Below are 3574 nucleotides of genomic sequence, written 5' to 3' on the forward strand. Positions count from 1 at the left end.
TCGTCATGCAAGAAAAGCGGTGGTACGCTCGATCAGCGAGTAGGCCGCTACGACGCCTGTGCCGTAGGCCATGGCCACATCGAGCCGGTCAAATGCACGCTCGACGCAGGCAACCTCCAATAGCTGGGACGCCGCGTAGCGCGCCAACCAGACCAACGAGAACACCGCGGCCACGAAGACAAGCTGCCCGATCTCCACTCCGACGTTGAAAAACAGCAGCGCGACCGGGATGGCATGTTGAGGCAATCCCACCTCGGCCAGGGCGCCGGCAAAGCCAAAGCCGTGCAAAAGACCGAAGCTGAAGGCAACGAGCCACGGCAGACGCGCGGTCAAACTTGGCATACCACGTCGTGCATTCAGGATCTCGACCGCAACCAGCATGATGCTGAGCGCTACGGTGGCTTCCACAGGCGGACCCGGCACGTTGACCAAGTCCAGTGTCGCCGCCGCAAGCGTAATCCTATGCGCGATGGTGAACGCGGTCACAGTGACCGCGACGCGACGCCACTCGCGAACCAGTATCACGAGCGCCAGGACAAACAGAAGATGATCAAAGCCGGACAGGATGTGCTCGACGCCAAGCCGCAGATAAGTCGCAGCGACTTCTCCTGCGCCCGGCGTGGCCTGGATAACGAATGACGTCCTCATCGGCGAAAGCCGTTCGGTCTGGATTGCGCCGCCGAAGTTTTCGACCCGAACCAGGACGCTCGTAAGATCTGATCCATTCGGACGCGTCAGGCGCGGTCGCCGAAAGCCTATCTGCAGACGCGGACGCCGTTCAGCACAATCCAAACGCAGTGATGGTGTCCATGATAAGAATGACGAGCAATCGTCCGCCGCGTCGTGCGCCTTGCCACGCCGGCGACGCTCGCTGGCGTCAACGGTCGCCCGACGCGAGCCTGCGCTTGGTCAGCTTCTATGCGGATACCGGCGTTGTTCGATGCCTCGATCGAGTAAGGCGTTACGGAAAGTATGACGGCCGTGGCGCAAGTGAACACCACTTTCGACATCTTGACCATGATTGGCCATCGCTGCGCTCAGCCCGATCTTGTCCGTGTCGCGCGATAGAAACCTAACATCAAATCCTTGCCGCGACAAGTCTTGGTTGCCGAGCAGCGACAGAGCAACTTAGCTGAGATTGCTCGATCTATCGCTGAAAACATATCCGTTCAAGCGCAGATACATCGGGCTGCTTGAGGCCCTGCAGCGCCGCCGCCTTGGTCTGGGTAAGCTCGCGACGCTTAGTGATGTCGCGAATTTCCTGCACCGGTTGGGCCTTGAGCTTTCCTCCTCAGGATGTTCGAAGCCTTGGTCGGCAAACACATTCCCGCTGCTGCGCTTGGCCGCGGTTTTTCCCGTCATGTCTTGGCTCCTTTCGCATAATTGTCTTTGTAGTTCTGTTCGGAAGAAACGTGCGCCAGTATCCTCCGCACAGAAACACCGCGCACGCCTGGCTTGGTGCTGGCAGAAGACGTGGACGGCCGGGACAAGCCGGACAAGCCAGGCCATGACGACGGTGGCTGAGCAGCGACGGCGTTCCTAGGTGGGTGCCGGGCCTCATTTACGAGCCCGCTCCCCTACCCCATCGCCGCCGGCACCACCGCGCCCGCCGTGATCCAGTCCGACAGCAAATCCACATCCGCCTGCGCCAGCTGCGATTGCATTGGGCCGGTGCCGATAATGGCGACCAGGAACATGCTGCGGTCGGGCTCGCCGGGAATGATCCAGCCGCCGCGAATCAGGGCGGCCATCAATTCCAGCGGCTTGTCGTAGAGCGGCTTTAACGGCACCGGTCTGCCGTTGGCGTCGGGCAGCGTCAGGTCGTCATGCGAGCGCTTGGCGCGCGGCGCATAGCGCGTGATCATCTTTGATACCTGGTCGCCGAGCAGGTCGGGCGCGGCGCGCGCGGCGCGCACCACCATGCCGGTGGTGGCGTTGCCGTCGACCACGATGCGGTACATGAAATGGCCGGTGCCGGCGTCGACGCCGTCATCGGTCTTGAAATTCCAGCTAAAGGTTCTGGCGCCAGGGCGCGGCGGCTTCTCCTCGGCCAGCACCTTTACCAGCGTTTGCCGGGGATCGAACACCGTGATCGTTAGATGCTTGGCGCCATCGGGCACCTGCGTCCTGACGTCGAGCCTGTCCCAGGCCTTGGCAATGTCCAGCTCCGGCGTACGCACGGCGGGCGCCAGACGTGCGAGCACGGCCGGCTCTGAAGCCACGCACTGATAGACGGTTGCGCCCGAGGCGTAGCCGGCGATCGGCCTCGCGCCGGTAAAACGAAAACGGTTGAGGAAGTGGCCGACATCATTGGCATTGAACCAGGTTTCGCCGCCGTCGGTGGTGCCGCTGGTGGTGCCGTCCGGCTGGCCCGAAACAAAGCCGTGGCCCCAGCCGCCGACCCATCCGACCTTCTCGTCGATGAAGCCGACACCCTCGAGTTCGACGTTCTTCTGCGGATCCTTGATCTCAATGCGCTTCCAGCTTTGGCCGCCATCTTGGGTTTTCAGAATCGCTGCCGCACTGTCGTTCTCCAGCGAGACGAAACCGATCTGCGGATTCAAAAACTGGATCTTCCATCCCCATTCGCCTGTCGGAAAATCGATTCCGGAATTCTGCAGCCGGTCTTCCCAGCTCTTGCCGCCATCAGCGGTGAACAGGATGACCGGCTTGAGTTGGTCGTAGCTGGTGCCGCCGCGGCCGCCGACCACCCAGCCATGGCTGTCGTCGGTGAAAAGCGTGTCGATCAGGAGATTGGCGTGCGCCGCCATCGGGATCGAATTCCAGCTTTGGCCGCCATCGGCCGTGTGCATGATCCCGGCCTCACGCTGCGGATATTGCGTGCCGGAAGCAAACACGACATTTTTCGACGGCGAAGACATGCCGCAGATCGCGCTCGGCAGCGGCGGCAGGCTCGCGGTCAGGTCGGTCCAGGTCTTGCCGTCCTGCGTCTTGAACAACCGCTGCCGGCGCGTGATCGAGCCGACCCAGCCATCGGTCGGGCTGGTAAAGCTCATGCAGCGCAGCCAGGTGTCGGCATCGACGGTGTGCTGAATGGTCCAGGTCGTTCCACCGTCCTCGGTGTGAACAATCTGGCCGGCGCTGTTGACGCCCCAGCCGACCTGCGGGTTGATGAACCAGATATCGTCGTAACGGGTCTGGACCGGAGCACTGGTGGGATGCCAAGTGTAATTCATTGTTTTCACCTCGCGCTGAAACGACTGAGAAAATTGGCTGCCAAGAAGCAGAAACGTGAACAAACAGGTTTCGTGAAAATGTGCAGGTGGAACCGTGGAAGCCTTCGAACGCCAGGGAGTGTGATACAACTCTGGGGTGCGAACAAGCCAAACGCCGCCCCGCGGTCGTCAAAAGGCGGTGACTGAAATGAGTGGGTACCCCGCCCTGCACCACAGCCGCGGGACGGGGTAGGCGAAGCACCATCAATTCTGCAGTCGCACCCCGAGCATGACGACGGTGGAATTGGTGCTGTTGCCGGCGATATTGGAGTCGAGCCAGTCGCGGCGCAGCGTGCCCTTGAGCCACATATTGCGCGTCATCTTGTAGATCAGATCAC

General features: G+C 61.5%; 4 protein-coding genes. All 4 read right to left on the reverse strand.

All coding sequences use genetic code 11. The features are described from left to right. Nucleotides 1-3: 3 nt before the first annotated feature. Nucleotides 4-648, reverse strand: coding sequence for a HupE/UreJ family protein (locus ABSG20_RS32355; RefSeq protein WP_423868515.1), 645 nt, complete (start codon nucleotides 646-648; stop codon nucleotides 4-6). A 499-nt stretch (nucleotides 649-1147) separates the two neighbouring features. Next, on the reverse strand, nucleotides 1148-1267 hold the full coding sequence (locus ABSG20_RS32360) for an XRE family transcriptional regulator (protein ID WP_423868516.1): 120 nt from the start codon (nucleotides 1265-1267) through the stop codon (nucleotides 1148-1150). A gap of 310 nt (nucleotides 1268-1577) precedes the next feature. Beyond that, nucleotides 1578-3197, reverse strand: coding sequence for a WD40/YVTN/BNR-like repeat-containing protein (locus ABSG20_RS32365; protein ID WP_423868517.1), 1620 nt, complete (start codon nucleotides 3195-3197; stop codon nucleotides 1578-1580). 243 nt (nucleotides 3198-3440) lie between these two features. Continuing rightward, nucleotides 3441-3574: outer membrane beta-barrel protein (locus tag ABSG20_RS32370; protein WP_423868518.1), on the reverse strand; the 134-nt coding region annotated here is incomplete at its 5' end.

It is taken from the genome of Bradyrhizobium sp. (genome assembly GCF_049512235.1).
GTDB lineage: Bacteria > Pseudomonadota > Alphaproteobacteria > Rhizobiales > Xanthobacteraceae > Bradyrhizobium.

Bases quoted from the DNA above. Each gene is read 5' to 3' on its own strand.
- ABSG20_RS32355 (WP_423868515.1), bottom strand. From the start codon at position 648: ATGAGGACGTCATTCGTTATCCAGGCCACGCCGGGCGCAGGAGAAGTC.
- ABSG20_RS32365 (WP_423868517.1), bottom strand. From the start codon at position 3,197: ATGAATTACACTTGGCATCCCACCAGTGCTCCGGTCCAGACCCGTTAC.